Origin of the sequence: Nocardia sp. CA-084685, from assembly GCF_050955785.1 — a bacterium.
Taxonomy (GTDB): Bacteria; Actinomycetota; Actinomycetes; order Mycobacteriales; family Mycobacteriaceae; genus Nocardia.
Genome location: NZ_CP192094.1, coordinates 6243727 through 6267003, shown reverse-complemented (window position 1 = coordinate 6267003; position 23277 = coordinate 6243727). Strand labels below are relative to the sequence as shown.

The 23277-nt window shown below is 65.7% G+C and carries 24 protein-coding genes; 15 read left to right on the top strand and 9 right to left on the bottom strand.

Features of this window, described 5'->3' with window-relative positions:
- Positions 1–111: 111 nt before the first annotated feature.
- The 3 genes from ACQP2U_RS27900 to ACQP2U_RS27890 all read left to right on the top strand — a co-directional run bounded on the left by ACQP2U_RS27900 (position 112) and on the right by ACQP2U_RS27890 (position 2826).
- Positions 112–1272 carry a glycosyltransferase gene (locus ACQP2U_RS27900; protein WP_433710169.1) on the top strand — a complete coding sequence of 387 codons (1161 nt, stop codon included), beginning with the start codon at positions 112–114 and terminating at the stop codon, positions 1270–1272.
- Between the two features lie 89 nt (positions 1273–1361).
- A complete protein-coding gene (locus ACQP2U_RS27895) occupies positions 1362–1556 on the top strand; it encodes a DUF3046 domain-containing protein (RefSeq protein WP_433716604.1) in 195 nt (64 codons plus the stop codon).
- A 73-nt stretch (positions 1557–1629) separates the two neighbouring features.
- A complete protein-coding gene (locus ACQP2U_RS27890) occupies positions 1630–2826 on the top strand; it encodes a tetratricopeptide repeat protein (protein WP_433710168.1) in 1197 nt (398 codons plus the stop codon).
- 2 nt (positions 2827–2828) lie between these two features.
- Here ACQP2U_RS27890 and ACQP2U_RS27885 read toward each other — a convergent pair whose 3' ends face one another.
- Positions 2829–3344 (bottom strand): CGNR zinc finger domain-containing protein, encoded by a 516-nt coding sequence (locus tag ACQP2U_RS27885; RefSeq protein WP_433710167.1) that lies wholly within the window; start codon positions 3342–3344, stop codon positions 2829–2831.
- A gap of 153 nt (positions 3345–3497) precedes the next feature.
- Here ACQP2U_RS27885 and ACQP2U_RS27880 point away from each other — a divergent pair, with 153 nt between their 5' ends.
- The 3 genes from ACQP2U_RS27880 to ACQP2U_RS27870 are packed head-to-tail and all read left to right on the top strand — an operon-like array spanning position 3498 to position 5356.
- Positions 3498–3959: a VOC family protein gene (locus ACQP2U_RS27880; protein WP_433710166.1), complete on the top strand. Its 462-nt coding sequence runs from the start codon at positions 3498–3500 to the stop codon at positions 3957–3959.
- A gap of 34 nt (positions 3960–3993) precedes the next feature.
- Complete coding sequence (locus tag ACQP2U_RS27875; RefSeq protein ID WP_433710165.1) at positions 3994–4881, top strand: pyridoxamine 5'-phosphate oxidase family protein; 888 nt, start codon at positions 3994–3996, stop codon at positions 4879–4881.
- 25 nt (positions 4882–4906) lie between these two features.
- Positions 4907–5356, top strand: a complete 450-nt coding sequence (locus ACQP2U_RS27870; RefSeq protein ID WP_397028337.1) for a nuclear transport factor 2 family protein — start codon at positions 4907–4909, stop codon at positions 5354–5356.
- 78 nt (positions 5357–5434) lie between these two features.
- On the opposite strand, the gene ACQP2U_RS27865 is transcribed toward ACQP2U_RS27870, so the two are convergent.
- Positions 5435–6841, bottom strand: coding sequence for an MFS transporter (locus ACQP2U_RS27865; RefSeq protein ID WP_433710164.1), 1407 nt, complete (start codon positions 6839–6841; stop codon positions 5435–5437).
- 97 nt (positions 6842–6938) lie between these two features.
- Here ACQP2U_RS27865 and ACQP2U_RS27860 point away from each other — a divergent pair, with 97 nt between their 5' ends.
- From ACQP2U_RS27860 to recX, 3 genes are all read left to right on the top strand, one after another.
- Positions 6939–7961: an Lrp/AsnC family transcriptional regulator gene (locus ACQP2U_RS27860; RefSeq protein WP_433710163.1), complete on the top strand. Its 1023-nt coding sequence runs from the start codon at positions 6939–6941 to the stop codon at positions 7959–7961.
- A gap of 207 nt (positions 7962–8168) precedes the next feature.
- Entirely contained in the window at positions 8169–9215 is a 1047-nt protein-coding gene (recA, locus tag ACQP2U_RS27855) for a recombinase RecA (protein WP_433710162.1), read from the top strand.
- A 790-nt stretch (positions 9216–10005) separates the two neighbouring features.
- Positions 10006–10596, top strand: coding sequence for a recombination regulator RecX (gene recX, locus ACQP2U_RS27850; RefSeq protein WP_433710161.1), 591 nt, complete (start codon positions 10006–10008; stop codon positions 10594–10596).
- Positions 10597–10719: 123 nt separating this feature from the next.
- Here the strand turns inward: recX and ACQP2U_RS27845 are convergent, their stop codons facing one another.
- Positions 10720–11610, bottom strand: a complete 891-nt coding sequence (locus tag ACQP2U_RS27845; RefSeq protein WP_433710160.1) for an NAD(P)H-binding protein — start codon at positions 11608–11610, stop codon at positions 10720–10722.
- Positions 11611–11706: 96 nt separating this feature from the next.
- Between ACQP2U_RS27845 and ACQP2U_RS27840 the strand changes: the two genes are divergently transcribed.
- A complete protein-coding gene (locus ACQP2U_RS27840; RefSeq protein WP_433710159.1) occupies positions 11707–12657 on the top strand; it encodes a LysR family transcriptional regulator in 951 nt (316 codons plus the stop codon).
- Positions 12658–12861: 204 nt separating this feature from the next.
- Here ACQP2U_RS27840 and ACQP2U_RS27835 read toward each other — a convergent pair whose 3' ends face one another.
- The 4 genes from ACQP2U_RS27835 to gluA form a co-directional block, all read right to left on the bottom strand.
- The gene (locus tag ACQP2U_RS27835) at positions 12862–13755 is read right to left on the bottom strand and encodes an amino acid ABC transporter permease (protein WP_433710158.1); all 894 of its coding nucleotides are present in this window, start codon (positions 13753–13755) and stop codon (positions 12862–12864) included.
- Positions 13752–14426: an amino acid ABC transporter permease gene (locus ACQP2U_RS27830; RefSeq protein WP_062985899.1), complete on the bottom strand. Its 675-nt coding sequence runs from the start codon at positions 14424–14426 to the stop codon at positions 13752–13754. Before ACQP2U_RS27830 ends, ACQP2U_RS27835 begins: the two co-directional genes overlap by 4 nt.
- 121 nt (positions 14427–14547) lie before the next feature.
- The gene (locus ACQP2U_RS27825; protein ID WP_397028351.1) at positions 14548–15381 is read right to left on the bottom strand and encodes a glutamate ABC transporter substrate-binding protein; all 834 of its coding nucleotides are present in this window, start codon (positions 15379–15381) and stop codon (positions 14548–14550) included.
- 64 nt (positions 15382–15445) lie between these two features.
- Positions 15446–16174 carry a glutamate ABC transporter ATP-binding protein GluA gene (gene gluA / locus ACQP2U_RS27820; RefSeq protein WP_364352041.1) on the bottom strand — a complete coding sequence of 243 codons (729 nt, stop codon included), beginning with the start codon at positions 16172–16174 and terminating at the stop codon, positions 15446–15448.
- A gap of 263 nt (positions 16175–16437) precedes the next feature.
- On the opposite strand from gluA, the gene miaB reads away from it, so the two are divergent.
- Complete coding sequence (miaB, locus tag ACQP2U_RS27815; protein WP_433710157.1) at positions 16438–17994, top strand: tRNA (N6-isopentenyl adenosine(37)-C2)-methylthiotransferase MiaB; 1557 nt, start codon at positions 16438–16440, stop codon at positions 17992–17994.
- A 275-nt stretch (positions 17995–18269) separates the two neighbouring features.
- Positions 18270–18893: an Rv2732c family membrane protein gene (locus ACQP2U_RS27810; RefSeq protein WP_433716603.1), complete on the top strand. Its 624-nt coding sequence runs from the start codon at positions 18270–18272 to the stop codon at positions 18891–18893.
- 219 nt (positions 18894–19112) lie between these two features.
- Here the strand turns inward: ACQP2U_RS27810 and ACQP2U_RS27805 are convergent, their stop codons facing one another.
- The gene (locus ACQP2U_RS27805; protein WP_433710156.1) at positions 19113–19580 is read right to left on the bottom strand and encodes a MarR family winged helix-turn-helix transcriptional regulator; all 468 of its coding nucleotides are present in this window, start codon (positions 19578–19580) and stop codon (positions 19113–19115) included.
- Between the two features lie 108 nt (positions 19581–19688).
- On the opposite strand from ACQP2U_RS27805, the gene ACQP2U_RS27800 reads away from it, so the two are divergent.
- The 3 genes from ACQP2U_RS27800 to ACQP2U_RS27790 are packed head-to-tail and all read left to right on the top strand — an operon-like array spanning position 19689 to position 21650.
- Positions 19689–20174 carry an SPW repeat protein gene (locus ACQP2U_RS27800; protein ID WP_433710155.1) on the top strand — a complete coding sequence of 162 codons (486 nt, stop codon included), beginning with the start codon at positions 19689–19691 and terminating at the stop codon, positions 20172–20174.
- 25 nt (positions 20175–20199) lie between these two features.
- Positions 20200–20553: a hypothetical protein gene (locus tag ACQP2U_RS27795; RefSeq protein ID WP_433710154.1), complete on the top strand. Its 354-nt coding sequence runs from the start codon at positions 20200–20202 to the stop codon at positions 20551–20553.
- The gene (locus ACQP2U_RS27790; protein WP_433710153.1) at positions 20550–21650 is read left to right on the top strand and encodes an enolase C-terminal domain-like protein; all 1101 of its coding nucleotides are present in this window, start codon (positions 20550–20552) and stop codon (positions 21648–21650) included. The genes ACQP2U_RS27795 and ACQP2U_RS27790 overlap by 4 nt, the downstream gene beginning before the upstream one ends.
- Positions 21651–21720: 70 nt before the next feature.
- Here the strand turns inward: ACQP2U_RS27790 and ACQP2U_RS27785 are convergent, their stop codons facing one another.
- On the bottom strand, positions 21721–23151 hold the full coding sequence (locus ACQP2U_RS27785) for a DUF349 domain-containing protein (protein ID WP_433710152.1): 1431 nt from the start codon (positions 23149–23151) through the stop codon (positions 21721–21723).
- Between the last annotated feature and the right edge of the window lie 126 nt (positions 23152–23277).

Genomic DNA, 23277 nt, shown 5'->3' with positions numbered 1-23277 from the left:
AGTTGGCTTCGAACGGGATTTCGAGGCACCTTCCACGGGGCGCATTGGGTGCTGGCCCAAACCCGATCGGCGTCGCACCGAGTTCCGAGATCGATGTGGCAGGCTGGCCGCATGCGTATTGCCGTTGTTGCCGGGCCGGATCCCGGCCATGCGTTTCCGGCGCTGGCGCTGTGCGAACGGTTCCTGGCCGCCGGTGACGATCCGGTGCTGTTCACCGGACCGCGTTGGTTCGACGCGGCCAAGCGGGCGGGTATCGCGGTGCGCAGACTCAAGGGGCTCGCGCCGCGCACGGTCGACGACGACAGTGATGCCGGACAGCGCATACATGAACGTGCGGCCCACATTTCGACCGAAATCCTGCCCGATTTGAGCGCGATGCTGCCCGAGCTCGTGGTGTCGGATGTGCTGACCGCCGGTGGCGGGATGGCTGCCGAGCGACTCGGTGTGCCGTGGGTTGAACTATCGCCGCATCCGCTGTATCTACCGTCGAAGGCGTTGCCGCCCATCGGCAGTGGCCTCGCGCCGGGGGAGGGGGTGCGTGGCCGCCTACGTGACGGCATGTTGCGCACCATGACCGCCCGCGCCATTCGCAATGGTCTGCGTCAACGCGAGCAGGCCCGTGAAAGCGTCGGACTGCCCGCCGCCGACCCGGGGCCGGCGGCCCGCCTGATCGCTACCCTGCCCGCGCTCGAGGTGTCGCGCCCCGACTGGCCCGAGCACACCCACGTCGTCGGCCCGCTGCTGTGGGAGCCGACTCCGAAAATCCTGCAACCACCGTCCGGCGACGAGCCGCTGGTGATGGTGGCGCCGTCGACCGCGCACACCGGTGTCGCGGGCATGGTCGAAACCGTGCTGACCGCACTGGACGGAGCGGGTGCCCGGGTGGCCGTTTCCATGCTCGACACCCCGCCCGCCGATCTGCCGCCATGGGCAACCGCCGGACTCGGCCGCCAAGACGAACTGCTTACTCATGCTTCGGTCGTGGTCGGTGGCGGCGGCCACGGTCTGCTGGCGAAATCTCTGCTCGCGGGTGTGCCGATAGTGACGGTTCCCGGTGGCGGCGACCAGTGGGAACTGGCCAATCGTGCTGCCCGCCAAGGCAGTTCGATCCTGGTTCGCCCGCTGACCGCCGACGCGGTGCGCTCCGCGGTGCTCGACCTGCTCAACACGCCCGGTTACCGGGCCGCGGCGCAACGGGCAGCCGCGGGCATCGCGGACGTCGCCGACCCCATTCGTATCTGTCACGGCGTGCTCAGCGTGCGGACCCACTAGTGGCCTGCTGTGCCATTTCCGAGCCGACACCGCGCGCAGATCGAGCGGCCGGAGTGAACGGCCGCATGGGCGCGAGTATCTTGAATACGGTGCGGTTGACGGAGTTCCAGGAGCTGTTGCACACCGAATTCGGTGTGGCCCGCGGCGATGCGCTGCTCGAGGACCACACGATCCCGGCGCTGGGTGGACGAACGGGGGCTGCCGCCATCGAAGCGGGTATCGACCCGCGTGATGTGTGGCGTGCGCTCTGCGCCGACTTCGACGTACCGAGATCACGCTGGTGACCGAGCGCAGGGAGGCCGCGATATACACCGCACCGCCGGTCGCGGCGGAGCCGAGCGCTGGCGAGGCGTGGCGGTGACCGACCACGGTTACCGCTTCGACGAGCGGCTGCGCATGATCCCCACCGATCATGAGGAATTGGCCGCGCGCGTTGCCGCGGCGCGGCCGGTCGACTTCGCCGAATTCCGCAAGCTCGGCATCGAGCTGATGCTCCTCGGCCGCTACGCCGAGGCCCTCGATCATCTCGATCGCGCTCTTGAACTCGCCGATAGTGACTATCGCCGGATGTCGGTCTGGATCAACCTCGGCGATGTCTACCACTACGGGGGTGACACCGTCACCGCCGAAACGCTGTATCGCCGAGCCGTGGACCGAGCCACCGATTCCGAGGTGCTTTCGTTCGCGCTGCAGCACCTGGGCAAGGCCCTCGCCGAACAGGGCAGACTGTCCGAGGCCAGGGCTCGGCTCACCGAGGCGTTGAAACTGCGCGTCGTCGAGGGGGATACCGAGCTGATCGAATCCACGCGTACCGCCCTCGACCTTCTCGACGATCTGCCCACGACCTTGCCGCCGAAGGTTGCCGCAGTGCTGGGTGACGATCCCGCGTGGTCGCGGGAACACGAGGGGATGAGCGGCGGTGTCGCGCATGTCGATGATGCCTACTGGGTCAAGCGGGGCCCGCAGGCCGCCGCTGAATTTGTGCGACTGAATTGGTTGCGGGGCAAGGGGATTCAACTACCGGACATTGCCGTGTTCGAAGAGGACGTCTTGGTGCTCACCGACGCGGGTCTGCCGAGCCTGGCCGCCGAGCCGACGGAATCGGTGGGCGCGGTCATGGGCGCACTGCTGCGGCGTCTGCATGACATTCCCGTCGCCGAATGCCCGTTCGACGGCCGGTTGGATGTAATGCTGGCGCAGGCGCGGCGCCGGGTGCTGGAGGGTTTGGTCGATGTCGACGACTTCGACGACGACCACCGAGGGCTGACGCCGGAACAGATCTACCAACGCCTGCTCGCCGAACGTCCGCTGGCGGAGGATCTGGTTGTCGCGCACGGTGATTTCACCCCGGCCAATGTGCTTGTCGGTGGTCTGCTGATCGACGTCGGCGGCTTGGGTGTCGCGGATCGATACCGCGACCTGGCCCTGGCTCGGCGCGATCTGCTCGAGGATTTCGGTGCCGACGAATTGCGCGCGTTCTATGCTGCCTACGGGCTCGCCGAGCCGGACCGACGGCGACTGGACTACTACCGACTGCTCGACGAACTCTTCTGAGCTCAGCCCTTTTTCGCGTAGTGGCGCGCGGCCTTGGTTCGATTGCCGCAGGTCGCCATCGAATGCCATCGGCGGGTGCCGTTTTTCGAGGTGTCGTAGAAGAACAGCACACAGTCCGGATGGGCGCATTGGCGGATCCGGTCGGGTGCCTCGGCCAGTAGCCGCAGCAGGTTATCGGCGGCGAGCCAGGCTGGGAGCCAAGTGGTTTCGGGTACGTCGACGATGTCGGCGGGTCCGGTATCGGTCAGGAGGCGTCGGATCCGGCCGTGGCCGAGTACTTCGTTGAGCGCGGTGTGCGAGGCATGTTTCACCACGTCGTAGATGGCGGCGCGAGCGGTGAGTACCGCTTGCAGGGTCCGCTCATCCGTCTTCGCGCGATCATCGAGTCCCGCCGTGGCGAGCCAGATGCCCAGACCGGTGACATCGATGAGCAGATCCCGCGGTCCGTCCTGGTTCCACCGAGTGTTCAGCAGGTCGAGTGCCAGCGGTTCACCGAGGTGGGGGCGTGGATCGGGCATACCTGAGGGTAACGATCTCCCCGTCGTCTCCAGGGCAACCACCACCGTTCTAACTATCTAAACCGATTTTAAAGGTTGACGGACGCAGCCCCATCGCCTAAGTTCTAACTGGTCAAATTAACTTGACCAGTTAAAAATTCCAGGAGGATCACGATGACGACAGCTATCGCGCCCGAGTTGGTCACCGGACACGTCGGCCTGAATGTCTCCGACCTGAACCGATCAGTGGACTTCTATCGGCGCGCATTCGGGTTCGAGCAGCTCGCTGCCAGTACCGACGACGACAAGCGTTGGGCTTTCCTGGGTGCCAATGGCAAGCTCGTGCTGACCCTCTGGCAGCAGTCCAATGGCGCGTTCTCCACTGAAACCCCTGGCCTGCACCATCTTTCGTTCCAGGTCGACACCGTCGAACAGGTGCGCACGATCGAGGCGCTGCTGCGGGAACTCGCGGTGAGTTTTGCCCACAATGGTGTGGTCGCGCACGGCGAGGGCGTCGCCTCGGGCGGCATCTTCTTCACCGATCCCGACGGCATCCGCCTCGAGGTCTACGCACCCACGGGCGCCGAACACGCTCCCGCGCCCAGCGGTGCCGCTCCGACCTGTGGATTCTTCTGAGCCGGAACACGTCGAACACGTCAGGAGGATCCTGATGAGCCACTTCCATTCGGGCGAGATCGCCGTGCAGCGGCGAATGGGCCAGGCGCATATCGCCGACCGGGTGGGGCGGATGATTCGCGCCGACATCCCGGATATCGCAGCCGGGTTTCTGGCGGAGCAGCCGATGGTGGTGCTCGGGGCTGCGGACCTCGCGGGAAGGGTGTGGGCAGGGTCGTTGGTCGGATCGCCGGGGTTCGTGCGTGTCATCGATGGCGAGACGATCGCGATCGATGCTTTTCCGGTCGCCGGAGATCCACTGCACGAAGCGCTGACTCGTCCTGCCCGGATCGGCATGATTGCGCTGCAGCCGCAGCGGCGAAGGCGAATGCGCGTCAACGGATCTGCGACGCCAAAACAGGCGGGCCTGCTGATTACCGTCGATCAGGTGTATTCGAACTGTCCGAAGTACATCTCGCGCAGGCAGATCGAATCGTATCGCCCCGATATAGACCTACCGGCACCCCTGCATGGCACGGAACTCGATGCGCGACAGCGTGGACTGATCGGCGCGGCGGATGCCTTCTTCGTCGCCACAGCGGATACCGACGGCAATGCCGATGCCTCCCATCGCGGCGGAAATCCCGGATTCCTGCAGGTGCTTTCACCGACTCGGCTGAGATGGCCGGACTATCAGGGCAATTCGATGTTCATGACACTCGGAAATATCGCGGTGAACCCACGCTGCGGCATCCTGATCCAGGACTGGGCCACGGGCGCAACCCTTCACCTCACCGGAACCGCCGAATTGTCCTGGGCACCCGAAACCTTCACTGCCGGAGCTCAGTGCTCGATCGACTTCACCATTACGGAAGTGGTCGAGCTCCCTGGCCCGGGCCCGCTCCGCTGGGGCCCGGCCGAACTCTCCCCAGTCAACCCATGACCTCATACCCGAGAAGGGAATTGCCATGCGACCTCCGCTGCCGCCGTTCGACCTGGAATCCGCCAAGGCCAAGGTGCGCGCCGCCGAGAATGCCTGGAACACCAGGGATCCCGAGCGCGTCGCCGCCGCGTACACCGAGGATTCGGTGTGGCGCAACCGCGCCGAGTTCTTCACCGGACGCGCGGCCATCGTCGAATTCCTCACCCGAAAGTGGTCCATCGAAAACGGGTACGCACTCCGCAAAGATCTCTGGGCCTTCGAAGACAACCGCATCGCGGTCCGCTTTCAGTACGAATGGCATGATGAATCCGGCCAGTGGTGGCGCAGTTACGGCAACGAGCAGTGGGAGTTCACCCCGGACGGTCTGATGTCGCGACGCGAAGCGAGCATCAACGATGTCCGCATCGACGAATCCGACCGCCGCATCCTCGGCCCGCGCCCGCAGGGTGACGAATCTGTTCTGCCGCAGCGGTAATCGGTAGTACCGGGGCAATCCGTCTCCTGACCGGGCATCGCGTGTACGCGGTGCCCGGTTGGTGTGCGGGGTCGATGCTCAGGCGACGACGGTCTCGGGCTGGGTTGGGACGTCGGTAAGTTGGCGCTGACGATGGAACAGGCCGAATGCGAGCATGCCGAATACGATTCCGATTGCGGCCGCGATGCTGAACGCCGCGTCCAACCCGTCGACGAACCGCGACAATGTCATTGGTCGTGTGTCATCGGCGACTTCGCGGAATACGGTGCCCAGCACTGCGACTCCGAGTGCGAGGCCGAGCTGCCGCGCGGTATTCACCGCGCCCGCGGCGATCCCGCCCTGGTGCGGCGGCACCGCGGCCATCCCCACCGCGACAAGGGCAGGCGCGTTGATGCCGATTCCGGCGCCGATCACCACGAATCCGGGAACCAATGCTGCCCAGGATGATTCGGTATCGATGATGGTCATCAGCCCGGTGCCGATACCGACCAGCACCAGACCGGCGCCGATCGTCCATTTCGGTGAAACATCGTGCAGCAGTTTGCCGAATGCGCCGGCGACCACGAACGCCGTCGCGGCCATCGGCAGCATGGCCAATCCGGCGCGCATGGGCGACATATGCAACTGCTGCTGCAGCCAGAGCGAAATAAGGGGCGTGGCGGCGAAGGCCGCGAACGTCTGTCCGGACGCGGAGACAAGGGTGGCGCCGAAATTGCGATTACCGAGCAGGGCCAGCGGGAACATCGCCGCAGCACTGCGGGATTCGAGGAATGCGAAGGCCAACAGTGCGACCGCACCGAGTGCCAGGGCGAGCAGTGTATGCCCATCGGACCAGCCGTGTTCACCGCCGCGGATGACACCGTAGGTGACCGATGTCGCCGCAGTCGCGAACGCGAGCATGCCCGGCACATCGATGGCCCGATCCGCCTGCCGCACCGACGGCTGGAAAACAATGGCGGTCAATACGATCGCCAATACCGCGATCGGCAGATTTACGAAAAAGATCCAACGCCACGACAGCGCCTCGGTGAGCACACCGCCTAGCACGACACCGATTCCAGCCGCGGCACCCGATACCGCGCCCCAGACGCCGAAGGCGACACCGCGATCACGGCCGGTATAGGTGGAGTGCAGCAGCGATAGGGTGGTCGCGAACATCGCGGCCCCGCCGATACCCTGTAGTGCCCGCGCCGCAATGAGACTCGCCGAGGTGTCGGCGATCCCGCAGATCAGCGAGGCGAGCGCGAAGACGACGAGTCCGGCGAGATAGGCGCGTTTCGCACCGACCCGGTCGGCCAACGAACCGAGCATCAGCAGCAGCGCGGCCAGCGCGAGCGCATATCCGTCCATGACCCACTGCAGTCCGGACAGACCGGTGCCGAGATCGGCGGCGATGTCGGGAAGCGCGACATTGACGATGGTGACGTCGATGAGCAGCATCAGCGTGCCAAGGCACGCGGCGAATAAGGGCAGCCATTTCCTCACGGGAGCCTCCGAGGCGATTCGAATGATATCGACACCCAGAGTGGGGCAGGCGTTGATATCCACATAGTCGCGCGGCGATGTGCGTTAGATTCCTCCTGTGCAATCCGAAGATGGCGTGGATTCCTCCATACTCGATGTCCTCGACAAGCAGATCCTGCACGCCTTGGTGACCGATGCGCGCATCCCGTTCGCCAAGCTCGGCGCGATTCTGGGGGTGTCGGAGCAGACGGTGGCGCGGCGCTACCGATCGCTGCGGCAACGCGGCATTCTGCATGTATCGGGGCAGGTCAACGCGGTGCCGCTCGGGCATGCGCGCTGGGTGATCCGGCTCCGATCGACCCCGGACAAGGCGGCCCGGCTGGCCGAATCGCTGGCTCGCTTTCCGGATCTGAGCTGGGTCACACTGCTGTCCACCGGATCCGAGGTGACGTGCGTGAGCAGGCCGCGCTCGGTCGAGCGGCGCGACAAGCTGCTGATGCAGACCTTGCCCCAGGCCAGTCAGGTGATCGGGCTGACCGCCCACGAGGTGATCCACCGCTTCCCGCTCGATGAGGAGTGGCCGCATTTCGGTCACCTGTTCACCGCGGCGCAACTGCGCGAACTCGGTCCGCGGCCGCCGTGGCGGGCCGATACGGGACCGGAAGCGCCGGTGGAACTTTCGGCGCAGGACGAGGCGATGCTGGCGCTGCTCGGCCGCGACGGCCGCGCGCCCTACGCCCAGATCGCCGCCGAAATCGGTTGGACCGCAACGAGAGTAGCGCGTCGCATGGCCGAACTCGTCGAATCCCGGGTGCTGTACTTCGATCTCGATTTCGCGATCGAACGGATGGGGTACGCGGTGCGGGCGGCGCTATGGCTGCGCACGCGGCCGGCGGATCTCGAGGCGGTGGGCACCGCGATGGCAACCCACCCGGAGATCGTCTTCATTGCCGCGACCACCGGACCGACCAATCTGATGGCGTCGCTGATGTGTCGCGATACCGCGCACCTCTACCGGTATGTCACGCAGCGGCTGGGTGCGCTCGATGGGATCGCGGATGTGGAGGTGACGCCCGCGTTGCGGGTGTACAAGCAGGCGCAGACGTTGCTGGACAGCGATCGGATTTCGCTGGTGCGGTGAGGAGGGGTTCAGCGCTCGGAAAAGGGGCTGCGATCGGCCGTAGCGCGGCGGTTGCCAGGTCGGAAAGTTCGGGGCGCGTGTTGTCGGGCGCGTCGCTTGACTCGAACACCTGTTCGTCTAGGCTGGTCATCAGAACTTGTCGGTGCCGCCCTCTAATGTGGGCGCCAACCACGAACGAGACTTACCCGGCGAAAAGGGGATCAGGATATGGCACCACAGGCGTACGACCGTGATAAGGCGCTCGAGCTGGCGCTGGCTCAGGTCGAGAAGAGCTTCGGCAAGGGCGCGGTCATGCGTCTCGGTGAGGAGGCGCGCCAGCCCATTTCGGTGATCCCGACCGGATCCATCGCCCTGGACGTTGCGCTCGGCATCGGCGGTCTGCCGCGCGGCCGCATCGTCGAGGTCTACGGTCCGGAGTCCTCGGGTAAGACGACCGTCGCACTGCACGCGGTGGCCAATGCCCAAGCCGCGGGCGGCGTGGCTGCCTTCATCGACGCCGAGCACGCGCTCGATCCCGATTATGCGCGCAAGCTGGGCGTCGACACCGACGCACTGCTCGTCTCCCAGCCCGATACCGGTGAGCAGGCGCTGGAAATCGCCGACATGCTGGTGCGTTCGGGCGCGATCGACATCATCGTCATCGACTCGGTCGCCGCGCTGGTACCGCGTGCCGAAATCGAGGGCGAGATGGGTGACAGCCACGTCGGTCTGCAGGCGCGCTTGATGAGCCAGGCGCTGCGCAAGATGACCGGTGCGCTGAACAACTCCGGCACCACCGCCATCTTCATCAACCAGCTGCGCGAGAAGATCGGCGTGATGTTCGGTTCGCCCGAGACCACGACCGGTGGTAAAGCGCTGAAGTTCTATGCCTCGGTGCGCTTGGATGTGCGCCGCATCGAGACGCTCAAGGACGGCAGCGATGCGGTCGGCAACCGTACCCGCGTGAAGGTCGTGAAGAACAAGGTCTCGCCGCCGTTCAAGCAGGCCGAATTCGACATCCTCTACGGCCAGGGCATCTCCAAGGAGGGCTCGCTCATCGATATGGGTGTCGAGCAGGGCTTCATCCGCAAGTCCGGCTCCTGGTACACCTACGAGGGCGACCAGCTCGGCCAAGGCAAAGAGAACGCCCGCAAGTTCCTGCTGGAGAACACCGACGTCCGCGACGAGATCGAGAAGAAGATCAAGGAGAAGCTCGGCATCGGCGCCGATGTGACCGCCGAGGGCGCGGCCACTGAGGTCCCCGCCGACTTCTGATCCGATGACCCCTCGGCGCCCAGCCCCGCATCCCACCCGGCCCGCACCCGATACAACGCGCCCGGACCCGGTAACCGAGGCCCGTCGCCGCCTGAACGAACTACTGTCCGCCTCAGGCCGCCCACCCATCCCAACCTCCACCGGTTCCGGCTCAGAGGAGTCCGAACCGGATCGGGTGCGATGGTCACAGAACGATTCGGAGGCCGCCGGTCTCCGGCCGAGCGAGTCCGAGTCCGGACGTGTCCGGCACTCCGCGGTTGATTCAGCGGGCGCTGGGCCGCGGACCGGTGGTTTCGAGTGGAGCCGTGGTCGGCGGTCCGAGATCGACTTGCAGGCCGATGGTTTCCAATCGACGGCGCCGGAGCTCGGACGCGGCGGATGGTCCGACGGTGGCTCAGACGCCGACCAATTTCATTCGGGTGAGTCCGAAGTAGGTCGGGCCAGGAAGCCCGAGGGTGACTCGGTGGATGCTGGTCCTCGGTTGACCGAGTTCGGTTCGGAGGCTGCGGATTTCCGGTCGGATGAGTTCGGTGCGGGGCCAGGGCGATGGTCTGAGGGAGATTCGAGGGGAGTGGGTTTTCGGGGGAGAGGGCAGGGGGATAGGCGGGTCCGGTTGGCCGAAGGTGGTTTGGCCGATTCGGACATCATGGGAACTCGGTCGAACGCGCCCGATCCGCAGCGGGCGCGTTCGACCGGGTCCCGGCGCGGTCGCGGGCGTCGGAACGAGTTCCGGCGCAACGACTCCCACTCGGCTGACTTCCAGATTTCTGAAGGCCGATGGGCGGATCCGGTGGCGGCCGGATCCGAGGAGGGTGCGCGACAAACAGGTACCGCTGTCCCCCGTGTACGCGGGGATGATCCGCGGTCCCGTGCGGAGCGCAGTCCCCAAGGCGGGACGGTCGAGCAGGCAAAGGAGGCGTGTCTTCGCCTGCTCGCCGTCCGCGCCCGCAGCCGTGCCGAACTAGCACAGCGTCTCGCCGCCAAGGGCTTTACCCCCGAGATCACCGAACGCGCCCTTGACCGCTTCACCGAGGTCGGCCTGATCGACGACGCAGCCTTCGCCGAGCAGTGGGTCCACTCGCGTCACACCTTCTCCGGCAAGGGCAAACAAGCCCTCGCCCAAGAACTTCGCCGCAAAGGCGTATCCAAGTCCGACGCAGCCTCCGCCCTCGACGCCATCACCCCCGACGACGAGGAACAACGCGCCACCGAACTGGTCCGCCGCAAACTACGCACCATGCCCACAAACCTGGACCGCGACAAAACAATCCGCCGCCTCGTCGCCATGCTCGCGCGCCGCGGCTACAACCAATCCACCGCCTTCACCGTCGTGAAAGCCGAACTCGCACAGGCCCAGTCCGACACGCCGGATCCCGACTGAGCTCTGGCAGCCCGCCCCGCCCGCGTGCGGCCTTGGTCGCCCACATGGCTCTTGCTCGAGGCGCGCGTGCGACCGCGCATGTGTCGTGGTGAACAAGGCGGCAGGTAGGGCTGCGGACTGGCCTCAGTTGTTAGAGGTGAAGGCCGGGGCGAGAACTTCTTCGCACCATTGGCGGAAGGTGGTGGGGGTTGTGGATCGGGGGGTACGCGGTTCGGTGTTGTCGAGGCCGTTCTCCTTTGCCTCCAGCATGTCGTACATGCCCTGGGCCACTGCCTCAGACATTCCGGATTCGAGCATTGCGGCTTTGTAGGCTTCCCCGGAGACTTGTTGGAACCGGATCGGGCGGCCCAGCACTTCGGACATGATTCGCGCCATGTCGTTGTTGGACAGGTCTTCCGGGCCGAGTACGGGGACGCTGTCGTATCCGCTCCACGAGTCGTCGAGCAGCAGTTCGGCGGCCACGGCGGCGATATCGCGGGTCGCGCAGGTGGGGCGTTTCAGATCGGGGGACAGCGGTGCGAAGAACATGCCCTGGCTCTTGATTACCTGGACCTGCCAGAGGAAATTGTCCATGAACGAAGGCATCGTCAGCGCACGGTAGTTCACGCCGGTGCTCGCGATCAGATCATCCATCGCCAGTGATGCCGTGACCAGTCCGGCGTTTCCAACCGACGCGGCCCCGCGCCCAAGGCCGGAAACTCCGACGACGCGCTGGATGCCCTGGCTCGTGAACGCCTCGCACGCGGGCCGGGTGAAATCCAGAAAGGCCGCGTCGAGACTGGTGGTCTGCCGATTCGGCGGAAGCAGCCAGAATACGGCATCGGCACCGGCGAATGCCTTGGTGACGACATCGATATCCCCGTGCGAACCTAGGACGACTTCGACGCGTTCGCGGATTTCGGTGGGCAGGCGTGCGGGATCACGCGCGATGACGCGGACCGGGACATCGCTGGCGAGGAGATGCGGGAGGACCTGACGGCCGATATTGCCGGTAGGGGCGGTAACAACGATCATGACGACCTCTGCTCGAGTGATGTGGCACTGGCCAGTCAAGTCGGCGTGGCACCGAACCTGAAGGACCGATTGGATAAGCGTTGATACCGTGGGGATATGAGTGATCTGGAGGTTCGGCAACTCCGATACTTCGTGGCCGTCGCGGAGGAACTGCACTTCGGACGCGCGGCCGAGCGACTGGGGATGGCGCAACCACCCCTGTCCCGGGCGATTCGGGAACTGGAACGTCAACTGGGCGTTCAACTTTTCGAGCGCACCACCCGACATGTCGTGCTCACCCCGCCCGGCGCGACCTTGCTCCGCGACGCACGGACCGCACTCGATGCCGTCGCGGCGGCCGCTCAGCGCGTCCGCCACGTCGGCCGGCCCGCGCCGGGTCTACGGCTCGCGCTCAAAGCCGACTACGACGCCGGACTCCTGCCAAAGATTCTCGAGACATACCACCTCGAGGAAGTCGCAGTTCCGGTCGAGTTGATATTGGGTGGTCGGGGCGAGCAAGTCCCGGCCCTGCTACAGGGCCGTGCGGATGTCGCCCTCGTGTCCACCCCGTACGACGACCGGGGTCTGGACGTCGAACCGCTGCTCACCGAACCCCGCCTGGTCGCGCTGGCCGCATCCGATCCGCTCGCCGCCCGGGCAACCCTCTGCCTGGCCGACCTGGCCGGTCGAACGCTGCCAGACGGAATTCCGGCCGACCGCGACGGCCTCGTGCCACCTTCGGAAACCCCGCGTCTCATCCGGGATCTGGCGCAGATCTTCAACCTGGTCGAACTCGGCAACAGCATCTGGTTCCCGCCCTCCTCGGTCGCCCGCCGCCACCCTCGCCCCGGCATCGCCTATCGCCCCGTCACCGACCTGAAACCAACGACCCTCGCGATAGCCTGGCCGCAAAACTGCCAATCACCCGCCGTGGCCGCGTTCGTCCGCGCAGCCACCGCGGTGGCAGCGGCCACCTACTGCTCCGAATCCAGCCCGCGCGCGGAAACTTTCACCTCCGCGCTCCACTCCGAGAGCGAAGAACTCGGTAGCACCGTGCCGTTGTCCTGATCATCAGCCACGCATCGACGCGCATCGACAACTTCGCGCACATGCCGAACCCCTTGGCAGCCGCACAGCCCGATTACCGAATTGTGGTCGTGACAAGCAGCAACGAAAACCGAGTCGGCCCGAAAATGGGGTCCGAGCGTGCACTTTCCGCGAAATCTGGCAATGGCGGGATTCGAGAAGCGCAGCGCTCGGACTCGGCCGGACTCAGGACTTCTGCGTGATATCCATCCCTGGAGTCGCATCGGTCAGAATCGAGTCGGCCGCCACGACAGCCGCACCCTTGGTCCGCTTGCGCGAGCGCAACCGCTGCTCCAGCTTATTGGCCACGAAAGTCAATGTGCTGTTCAGCAGAATCATCACCACGGCGACGACCATCAGTGCGGGCACCGTATTGCGTTCGGCCGCACCGAGTTGCGAGCCCTGACGCACGATCTCGAGGTAGGTGATCTGGTAACCGAGCGCCGAATCCTTCAGCGCCACAACCATTTGCGAGATCAATGCGGGCAGCATCGCGGTAATCGCCTGCGGCAGCAGGATCAACCGCATCAGCTGTCCCTTGCGTAGACCCAGCGCCACCGCGGCCTCGGTCTGTCCCTTCGGCAGCGATTTGATGCCCGCGCGCACGATTTCGGCGATGACCGAACCGTTGTAGACGGTCAACGCGATCACCACGGCCCATAGCGCGAGCTGATCGACCTTGAACACCTTGTAGTCGGAGAAGACGTAGAACAGGAAGATCATCAGGATCAGCACCGGAATGGCCCGGGCCACCTCGACGATCGCGCCGGCCACCCAGCGCACCACCCGATGATCCGACAGGCGCAGGATGCCGAAGACCATGCCGATCACGAGCGCGAAAACGATGGACATCAGCGCCGCGACGAGGGTGCCGCGCAGACCGGGCAGCAGATAGGTCTTCCAGACGTCTGCCTCGATGAACGGCTTCCACTTCTCGGCGGTGAATTGTCCCTTATCGGCGAATCCGCGATAGAACACCCAGCCGAGTGCCAGCACCGCGACAATCGCGATGACGGAATAGATTTGGTTTCGAACGCGCGCGCGGGGCCCCGGCGCGTCGAAAAGAACCGAAGCACTCACCGAGCCACCTCGAATCGCTTGGCCAGCCAGCCGAACAGCAGGCCGGTCGGCAGGGTCAGGATCACGAAGCCGAGTGCGAATATGAAGCCGATGGTGATCAGCGCGGCCTCGTTCTCGTTCATCTTGGCCATCAGGGTCGCGGCCTCGGCGACACCGATCGCCGAGGCGATCGTGGAGTTCTTGGTAAGCGCGATCAGCACGCTGCCCAGCGGGGCGATAACCGAGCGGAATGCCTGCGGCAATACCACGATTCGTAGGTTCTGGGTGAAGGTGAAGCCCAGTGAGCGGCCCGCCTCGGACTGGCCCATCGGCACCGTGTTGATACCGGAACGCAACGACTCGCACACGAATGCCGCCGTGTAGATGCTGAGTCCGAGTACTGCGTAGCGGAAGTTGTTCTGCGCCAGTGAGTTCGGACCCTCCGGTGCGAGCTTCCAGCCCATGGTGGAGTAGAGGCCGAGCGAGCAGAACACGATGATGAGCGTCAGTGGGGTATTGCGGAAGATGGTGACGTAGGCGGCGCCGAGAAAACGGGCGACCGGCACGGGGGACACGCGCATCGCGGCGACGAATGTGCCCAGGATCAGGGCCAGGACCGCCGACGACGCGGTCAGTTTGATGGTCACCCAGAAGGCGCCGAGGACGTCATACCTCGAGATCAGGTCGAACACGGTGGTCGCGTCCCTCCGATCGGATTGTGCGGCGGCCGGAGATCATCCTTCCGCGCGCGATGTACAGGTTGCTCGTAGCCAAGTGATCGGGTGGCCCGTGCGGACCACCCGATCGCGAATCTCAGTACCGGTTCACCGTCGGCGGTGTGGGCGCCTGGTAGCCGGAGGCGCCGACCGTGGAGTCGAAGGCCTTTTTCCAGGACCCATCGGCGATCATCGCCTCGATCGCGTCATTGACCTTGTCGCGCAGCTCTTTATCGCCCTTCTTCAGGCCGATGCCGTAGTTCTCCGTGGTGAACGGCTTGCCGACCACCTTGAACGTGCCCGTGCTCTGCGCGGCGTAACCGGCCAGGATGATGTCGTCGGTGGTCACCGCGTCGTACGAACCGGCCTGCAGGCCCTCGAGGCACAGCGAGTAGGTGTCGTTGGTCTGCAGCTGCGTGGCGGGGTAGTTCTTCTCGATGTTCTGGGCCGGGGTGGAGCCCTTCACCGAGCAGACCTTCTTACCCTTCAGATCATCGGGCCCGTTGATGCCGTTGTTGTCGGCCTTCACCAAAAGCGACTGGCCCGCAACATAATACGGTCCGGCGAAATCGACCTTCTGCTTACGCGCGTCGTTGATCGAGTAGGTGGCGACGATGTAGTCGACCTGACCGTTCTCGATCAGCGTCTCGCGCTGACCGGACGGGGACTCCTTGAACGTGATGTTCTCCGGTTTCACACCGAGCTTGCCCGCGACGTACTTGGCGACCTCCACGTCGAAGCCGCTGTAGGAGCCGTCCTTATTGCGCAGGCCCAGGCCCGGCTGGTCGAATTTGATTCCGACGGTGAGCTTTCCGTCCTTGGCGTTGTCGAGTGCGGACTTGTCGCTACCACCGCCACAGGCGGCGGTTGTTGCGGCCAGCGTCAGGGCGAGCGCCCCGATGCCGAGTCGAAGCGAACGGTTGATCCTCATCGTGTTCCTTCTCCCTCTGGTGATTTCGGTGGCCGAGGTCTTACGGCTGCGGTGATTACTCGGTTCAGTGGCTCAGAATCTTGCCGAGGAAATCCTTGGCACGGTCGGACTTCGGCGCGGTGAAGAACACCTCGGGTGTGTCGTCCTCGACGATCGACCCGTCCGCCATGAACAGCACCCGATTACCCGCCTTGCGCGCGAAGCCCATCTCGTGGGTGACGACCAGCATCGTCATCCCCTCCTTGGCCAACGACACCATGACGTCGAGCACCTCGTTGACCATCTCCGGGTCCAGCGCCGAAGTCGGCTCGTCGAACAGCATCACCTTCGGGCTCATCGCCAGCGCGCGGGCGATCGCGACGCGCTGCTGCTGGCCGCCGGACAGTTGCGCCGGATACTTATCGGCCTGATTGGCGATCCCGACGCGCTCGAGCAACTCCATCGCGCGCTTGCGGGCGTTCTCCTTTTTCACCTTGCGAACCTTCAGCGGCGCGAGCATCACGTTCTCGACGATCGTCTTGTGCGCGAAGAGGTTGAATGATTGGAACACCATGCCGACATCGGCGCGCAGTGCGGCAAGCGCGCGGCCCTCGGCGGGCAGTGGCACCCCGTCGATGGCGATATCGCCGGAGTCGATCGGCTCGAGTCGGTTGATGGTGCGGCACAGCGTCGACTTCCCGGACCCCGAGGGGCCCAGAACGATAACAACCTGCCCCTTGGGGACTTCGAGGTTGATATCGCGCAGTACATGCAGGTCACCGAAGTGCTTTTGCACATCGCGCATCGAAATCATCGGCGCGCTTGTGGCGGTACTGCCCTCATCAGAACTAGCTGCCCCGGTTTTGGCCAACCCGATTGTGTCGGGTGCGGTGGCGTCGTCGGTCATGGTCCAAGACCTTAAGCGGAAAACGGCGATTTGCCCGGGTTTCGGCGACACACCGTGACGCCGCGCCGATACGACACAGCGCCGTAACTCTTCCGATGCCCCCGGCCTGGGCCCGGAGCCTGCGCCGATGCGCTGAAAACCCGCATTGCCCACCCCCGTACCCTGGACGGGTGGATTCGATCGGACAGGCAGTGCTGTCTCCCGCCCCTGCGGCCGCGGACGGTGCACGCAGTTACGAGGTCCGCACCTTCGGTTGCCAGATGAACGTGCACGATTCCGAACGCTTGTCGGGCCTGCTCGAGGATGCGGGTTATGTGAAGGCCGCGCCCGGCGCGACGGCCGACCTCGTCGTCTTCAATACCTGCGCGGTGCGCGAGAACGCCGACAACAAGCTCTACGGCACCCTCGGCCACCTCGCCCCGATCAAGGCCGACCGGCCGGGCATGCAGATCGCCGTCGGCGGCTGTCTGGCGCAGAAGGACCGCGATACCGTCGTGCGCAAGGCGCCCTGGGTGGATGTGGTGTTCGGCACACACAACATCGGATCGCTGCCGGTGCTGCTCGAGCGCGCGCGACACAATGCCGAGGCACAGGTGGAGATTCTGGAATCGCTAGAGGCGTTTCCGTCGAGTCTGCCCGCCAAGCGTGAATCCGCTTATGCCGGTTGGGTTTCGATCTCGGTCGGCTGCAATAACACCTGCACGTTCTGCATCGTGCCGTCGCTGCGCGGCAAAGAGGTCGATCGCCGTCCGGGTGACGTGCTCGCCGAGGTGCGGGCGCTGGTCGATCAGGGCGTGCTGGAAGTCACGCTGCTCGGGCAGAACGTGAACTCCTACGGTGCGTCCTTCGCCGATCCCGACGAGGCACGCGATCGAGGTGCCTTCGCGAAACTGCTGCGCGCGGCCGGTCGCATCGATGGGCTGGAGCGGGTGCGCTTCACCTCGCCACATCCGGCCGAATTCACCGATGACGTGATCGAGGCGATGGCCGAGACGTCGAATATCTGCCCGCAACTGCATATGCCGCTGCAGTCCGGTTCGGATCGGGTGCTGAAGGCGATGCGCCGGTCCTACCGCAAGGCGCGCTACCTCGGCATCATCGAGAAGGTGCGGGCCGCGATGCCGCATGCCGCGATCACCACCGACATCATTGTCGGCTTCCCCGGCGAGACCGAGGAAGACTTCCAGGAGACCCTGGATGTGGTCCGGCAGGCGCGGTTCACCAGCGCCTACACCTTCCAGTACTCCAAGCGGCCGGGCACGCCCGCCGCGGAGATGCCCCATCAGTTGCCGAAGGCGGTAGTGCAGGAGCGCTACGAACGGCTGATCGCGCTGCAGGAGGAGATCTCCCTGGACGCGAATAAGGCGCTCATCGGCACCGAGGTCGAATTGCTGGTCGCCGAGGGTGCTGGCAAGAAAAACGCGGCGACCGCCCGGATGAGCGGCCGCGCCCGCGACGGCCGACTCGTGCACTTCCGTCCCGAAGGCGCTGCGGAAAAGATCCGCCCCGGCGACATCATCACCGTCGATATCACCGATGCGGCCCCGCACCATCTGATCGCTGACGCGACCATCAAAACCCACCGCCGCACCCGTGCCGGGGACGCCCACGAACGTGGCATCACACCCAAAACCGACCCCATCGGGGTCGGCCTCGGCCTTCCACGCATCGGCGCCCCCAGCACCGAGCCGGTCGCCTCTGGCTGCTCAACAGGCTGCGGCGCATGAACACTCGGCCGGGTGACGATGACCTGACGCGTGCTGGGGGAGCGGGTCTCACACCCGGTGCGTCTGGAGCGTCGTCCGAGTCGGGTTCGACTGGTGCCGAAGGGGATCGTCCGGTGCGTGCTGCCGAGGGGGCGGATCTCGAGTCCGGTCGTGCGTCCGATGCGTCCGTCGGCAGTGCGCCTGATCCGGATTCGGGGGCAGGAGCGGCAAGTACTACCGAACGTAGTGGGGTGGTTGCGGGGGATGAGGGCGGTGATGGCACAGTGGATGCGGGTATGGCAGCCGGGCAGGGATCAGCCGAAGGAGACGAGGGCGCAGTGAACTCGGTCGAGAGCAGTAATGGCTTCGAGCAGTTCAAGGACGATCTCGATGCCGTCGAGCGGCGCATTGCGGGGGAGATCGATCCGGGGGTGCGCGCGATGGTGGTCGCCGGTGCCGTTTTCCTGCTGCTGTTTTCACTCGTGCTGTCGCATGCGGGCGGCGCGCGCGGGTTCGATGTGTTGCTCGGTACCGATGCCGCACGTGCCGAGCACATCGGTCTGCCGTCGCGGATCTTCGTCTGGTTCGCCGTCGTCTTCGGCATCGGCTTCTCGCTGCTCGCGCTGATGACCCGTCGCTGGGTGCTCGCCTGGGTCGCGGTCGCCGGTTCCGCGATCGGCAGCGTGTTCGGCGTCTTCTCGATCTGGCACCGCCAGACCCCAGGCCTCGGTAACTACCACGGCGCGGGCCCCGGTGTCGGCCTCGTCCTCGGCGTCATTGCCATCGTCGTGCTGACCTTCCATTGGATCCGCGTCGTCTGGAGCCGTACCGCGCTGCAACTCGCCGCGGAGGAGCAGCGCCGCACCGCCGCAGCCGCCGCCGAGGAACGCGACCGCCGCCGCCTCACCGGCGACTCCTGACCTACCCTGAGCCCGCACTTTCGCGACGACATCGCCGAAACCGTAGTGCGAATGGGCATTTGGTGATCGACCATTGTCCAGAGGTCACTGCGGTTGCGCGACAGCGTGAGCCGGATCGATGCTGCTGGAATTGGGAAGACACCCGCTCGGCGGCGGGCAGTGACGGCCGATCATGGGCGGACAGGCCCCTGTTCATTCGACCGCAACAGGGCGCCGAGACTACGACCGAACCGGACAGGCTTCATCCGAGGCTGGCATGGCGGTGGGGTCGACCAGCGCGTCGACGAGGGGAGCCAGTCGCCGAAGTTCTTCCAGATGGGTCGCGCTGAGTCGTGCGAGGAGTGTCCGACCCGCTTCGGTCAGTGCGAGACGGACGACGCGGCGGTCCTTGCCCTCCTCCCGATTGCGCGCGACGAGGCCGAGTTGCTCGGTCCGATCGATGAGTTGCACCACACTGTGGTGCCGGGTGCACAAATATTCGGCGATTTCTCCGATGCTGGGGCCCGCTGGATGGGAATGGCCTCGAATTGCCAGCAGCAGTTGATGCTGGGTGGCAGTGAGTCCCACGTCGGCTGCTCGCCGTTCGCTCCAATGCATGAAGCGGCGGAGCCCGGCCCGGAACGCCAGCAGCCTCGAATACTCCTCGTCACTGAGGTGATCGGCCACCGACATGGACTCATATATCATGTCATGATATTATCACAGAGCGCAGCATAGGCCGAGCGGTCATGGCTGTGGGCCGTCTCCGCTCGACAGTCTCTATTCACGCACTGCGTCTGAAGGGTGGTGAAGGACATGACCAGTGAGGCCATGAGCATGAGCCGGCATCCCGACATCCTGGAGTTGCGGGCCAAGCATGAGAAATATGAGCTCGCCTCGGAGGCGCCGGCCGCTCAAGCGGTCGCCGGCCTGATGTTCCTGACCGGGCTCTATATCGCTATCTCGCCCTGGGTTGTCGGATTCAACGGGTTCACGACCTTGACCGGGAACAACCTCATCGTCGGGATCGCCCTGGCTATGCTGGCCGTCGGATTCGCTTCGGTGTACGGCCGGACCCACGGGATCGTCTGGGCCGCTCCACTGATCGGTGTATGGACGATCATCGCTCCCTGGGTGGTGAGCGGGAACGTCGATACCGCATCGACGATCTGGAGCAACGTCGTCGCCGGCGCGGTCGCGGTACTGCTCGGCCTGGGCTCGATGTTCCTCGGAATGAGCCGAATGAGCCGAACCGGCCGAATGCCAGGCCGGGCGCCTGGTACGGGCGCGGTTCAGAGCTAGGACCGCCCGGGTACTCCCAGAGGCAATGACAGCATTCGTCGTGTGGGGTACGGATATTCCGGGTGCCAGCCGGGCGAGGATGTTGCATGCGCCGACCGAGCGTCGGGTCCTGCCCGATCTCGTCGGCGCGCTCAACCACTACGCAAACCAGCCCGGCCTCGCCGCCGCTGGACGGTTGGTGAGGCTGCGGCTGTCGGCCGCCCGTGACGGCGCACCGGCTCACCCCAGCGGAAATACTGCGCGGCCTGCCTCGGCACCGCGTGTGGCCGTGGCGAATTACGCAAGCCGCCGCACCCCGATCCGCCACCTTGTCCCCGCCGCCCTACCACGACCCGCTGCCGAACTGCTCTCAGGCGCCACCGCCGGCGGCCTCGCATGATCGCCGGGGATGTGCGGATCGAGGAACCGGTGGCGGTCACCGCGTACAAGTTCCCGACACCCGAGCCCGAGGCGGACGGCACTCTGACTTGGGACGCCACGACAGCCGTCGCGGTCGACCTGACCGCGAGCGGTGAACACGGGCTCGGCTGGACCTACAGCAGCCCCGCGGCCGCCGCGGTCATCACGCACGATCTGGCGCCCGTTCTGCGGGGACGCTCACCGTTGGACATTCCCGGCTGCCGCACGGCCCTGCGGCGCGCTTGCCGCAATATCGGCACCACAGCGGTGGTGGCGCATGCGTTGAGTGCGGTCGACATCGCGCTGTGGGATCTCGAGGCCAGACTGTTGCGAGTGCCGCTGTCGGAACTCTTCGGTTCCGCGCGGCCGGCCACCCCGGTGTACGGGTCGGGCGGCTTCACCAGTCTCGCGGACGGCGAACTCGCCGAGCAGATCGCGGATTGGCTCGCGGCGGGGTGTTCTCTCGTGAAGATCAAGATCGGTCAGGATCGGGGCTGCGCGACCGACCGCGATCTCGCACGTGTCGCGAAGGCCACCGACCTGCTGGGCGGGCGCGCTCGCCTGATGGTCGACGCCAATGGTGGGTATACGGTCGGGCAGGCGCGCAGTGTCGGCGCCGAGCTCGACCGGCTCGGTGTGATTTGGTTCGAGGAACCGGTCACCAGCGACGACCCAGCCGGGATGCGGCGAGTGCGCGACGCGGTGCGCTCCGATGTGGCCGCCGGTGAATACATCTACACCCGCTATGACGCCGCGCAGCTCATCGGCGGCGTGGATTGCCTGCAACTCGACGTGACCCGATGCGGCGGCTACAGCGGATTCTTCGAATGCGCCGCCCTCGCCGCCGCCCATGGCTTGGACGTCTCGGCACACTGTGCACCGGCGCTGCACGCACCGATCACCGCGGCGGTGCCCAACCTGCGACACCTGGAATGGTTCATCGACCACGCCCGCCTGGAACCGATCCTGGTCGACGGCGGACCTGGGGTCGCCGACGGTGTCCTGCCACCGCCCAGCGGGCGGACTGGACACGGCATGTCCCTAGCCGAAACGGCTGATCCCTACCGGATTTCATGACGAAAACCTTGTGTGATGACGAATCGCTTGCGCCGATGCCGTTCGCATCAGCGCGCCCGGCGCTACCGGATCAGCGGTTGCTGACCGCACCTTCCGCGGCCTCGGCCCACTCGCGCCACTGTTTGGCCTGCTCGAGCGCCTTCTCCGCATCGCGCTTATTGCCTGCCGCGGTTGCTTTGGCGGCTTGCTCCTCGAATTGAGCGACGCGTTCACGGAATTGGGCGGCGCGGGCCATGGCCTCTGGATCGGTGCGGCGCCATTGGGCGTCGACCGCGTCACGAACGCGCTTTTCGATGGTGCGGAGTTTGCCTTCGAGTTCCTGGATGCGTTCGCGCGGGACCTTGCCGATCGTGTCCCATTTGTCCTGGAGTTCGCGCAGCGCGGCGCGGGCGGCGTCCAGACCGGTGGCCGGATCGATGTGCTGGTAGGCACGCAGCAGTTCTTCCTTGGCGGCCGCGTTGTGCTCGAATTCGGCGTCGCGCTCGGAGACGGCGGCATTGCGTGCGGCGAAGAAGACGTCCTGGGCGCTCTTGAAACGCCGCCACAGGGCCTCGTCCGCCTCGCGTGGCGCCCGCCCCGCCGCCTTCCATTCGGCGAGCAGATCGCGGAACACACCGGCCGTGCCGACCCAGTCGGTGGAGCCGGACAATTCCTCGGCGCGCACGCAGAGTTCTTCCTTGCGCGACTTGGCGGCCGCGCGTTCGCGATCGAGTTCGGCGAAGTGTGCGCCGCGGCGACGGTTGAACGCCTCGCGTGCCTTGGAGTAGCGCTTCCACAGTGCGTCGTCGACCTTGCGGTCCACCCCGCGGATGGACTTCCATTCGTCCAGAATTTGGCGCAGCCGATCGCCAGCGGCCTTCCACTGTGTGGATTCGGTGGCGATCTTCTCCGCCTCGGCACACAGCGCTTCCTTGCGCTCGGTGTGCTCGTGCCTGGCCTTTTCCTTCTCCTCCTTGGCGTGCGCGGCCGCCTCTTCGGAGTGTTCGGCGATGGCCTGTAGTCGCCGCGCCAGTCCCTCGACATCGCCGATGACCGACGCAGTGGGCAGCGATTCGGCAATGGCGACCGCGGCCGCTTTGGTCTTGCGGGCATCAGCCCCGGCGGCCAGACGGGCCTCGAGCAGCGCCACCTCGGTGGCCAGATCGTCGAACCGACGGCCGAAATGCGCCAAGCCCTCGGCGGCGTCACCGGCCTGCCAGGAGCCGACGATGCGCTCGCCCTCGGCGGTCTTCACCCACGCGGTGCCGTCGTCATCGACGCGACCCCACGCACTCGGATCGCTGACGGTCGGGACGACGACGGGATGCGGATGCTGCTGTGCGGCCGGACCCGGGGCCGGTTTGACCGCATGTGGCTTGGGGTGGGCCGCCGACCCGCCCGGTTTGGGGGTCGCGGCTGGTTTCGGGGCGGCGGATGGTTTAGGCACGGCGGCCTTCGGGGAATCCGAGGGGCGCGGCGCGCTGCCGGGGGTCGCTTTCGCCGTTCCGTTGCTCTCGCTCATTGCTCCTCGTCCCTGCCGCGCGTCACGGCTGCCTGGTTACGCCCTAGCTCACTCCATTGAACCCGGTCCGAGCCCTGTAAACCATCGATCAATGCCCTCCGACTGATGATTCCCAGGGAAATCAAC